Source organism: Caballeronia udeis (assembly GCF_044909315.1).
Classification (GTDB): Bacteria; Pseudomonadota; Gammaproteobacteria; order Burkholderiales; family Burkholderiaceae; genus Caballeronia; species Caballeronia udeis_A.
Map to the genome: position 1 here is coordinate 1 of NZ_JBIYEB010000089.1, position 1,471 is coordinate 1,471.

Here is a 1,471-nt window from a genome sequence, read left to right on the forward strand (position 1 = left end):
AAATTAAGAAATTGCGATATTGCTGCGTTTGCCTGACAATAATAAGGATACCTAGGCATAAGGCGATAAGCAATGAACGCACAAACGCGGTTTGAGCAGTACATTGAGCATCTGGCTGGCGGCCTGGGTCATGCGGATCGCCACTCTGGACTGAAGGCCTACTGCACAGGCCTGATGCTGCCGTTGACCCGCAAGAGCGTCGAGCCGATGGCCGCCAGTGTGGATCCGCTTCACGCCAGCGCGCGGCATCAGGCACTGCACCACTTTGTTGCCAAGGCCGACTGGTCGGACGACGAGTTACTTAGCCGGGTGAGCCAGTGGGTCGTGCCCCGGATGGATTTTTCCGGCGGCGGCTTCTGGATCGTGGACGACACGGGATTTCCAAAGAAGGGCCGCCATTCGGTAGGCGTTGCGCGTCAGTACTGCGGGGTGCTGGGCAAACAGGATAATTGCCAGATTGCGGTCAGTGTGTCACTGGCTTGTGAGCAGGCCAGCATTCCGGTTGCGTGGCAGCTCTACGTGCCGCGTGAATGGGCAGCGGATAATGAGCGGTGCGAGAAAGCTGGCATTCCCGCACAGATCGGATTTGAGACGAAGGTGCAGATTGCATTGCGACAGATTGAGGCTCTGCTGGCTGCCGGTGCGCCTCGGCATTGCGTACTAGCCGATGCAGGCTATGGAATAGATAACGCCTTCCGGCAACATCTGGACGATCTGGGGTTGTCTTATGTGGTAGGCATCACATCAGCTCTCGTGGTCTGGCCACCGGGCGTCAAACCATTACCGCCCAAACCGTATGGCGGCATGGGCCGCCCGCCTGTGGTACCGCGCCGTACACGCGCCCGACAGCCGGTGAACGTGAAGGACCTGGCGCATTCACTGCCTGCTACTGCCTTCACCACGCTCAGCTGGCGGGAGGGTTCGAACGAAACACTCAGCGGGCGTTTCGCTGCGGTGCGTGTGCGTCACGCGGGCGGCAATACCGGCAAGGCGCGGCTGCGCCCCGAGCAGTGGCTGCTCATTGAGTGGCCCGCCAGCGATGCTGACCCACTGAAATACTATCTCTCCAACCTGCCAGCCGATACTGCGCTCGAGCAGCTCGTGGCGCACGCGCACATGCGCTGGCGCATCGAGCGGGACTACCAGGATCTGAAGCAGGAATTGGGGCTTGGACACTACGAAGGTCGAGGATGGCGTGGGTTTCATCACCACGCAGCGCTGGCCATCGCGGCCTACGGGTTTCTGCTCTCAGAGCGCCTCGCTACCGGAACCCCGGTCAGCGCCAAAAAAAACTTCGCAGCACGCCAGACACCTGCAGTTCCCGACGATTACATTGCGCGGGGAAGTCCGGCGCGCACAGCGCCACACGGTTGACTCGATTGCTACCATTCGCTACGAACTTACGGTCCGGCTTGTCGCCGGACTCGATGTGTGTCCATGCTGTCGGAACCTGGGAAGACGCTTTGATTTA

Annotated in this window: 1 protein-coding gene; it reads left to right on the plus strand. The window is 60.2% G+C overall.

The genetic code is table 11. The annotated features are described in order from the left end of the window. Positions 1 to 72 precede the first annotated feature (72 nt). Positions 73 to 1,374, plus strand: coding sequence for an IS701 family transposase (locus ABH944_RS44580; protein ID WP_404615834.1), 1,302 nt, complete (start codon positions 73 to 75; stop codon positions 1,372 to 1,374). The last annotated feature ends 97 nt before the right edge of the window (positions 1,375 to 1,471 follow it).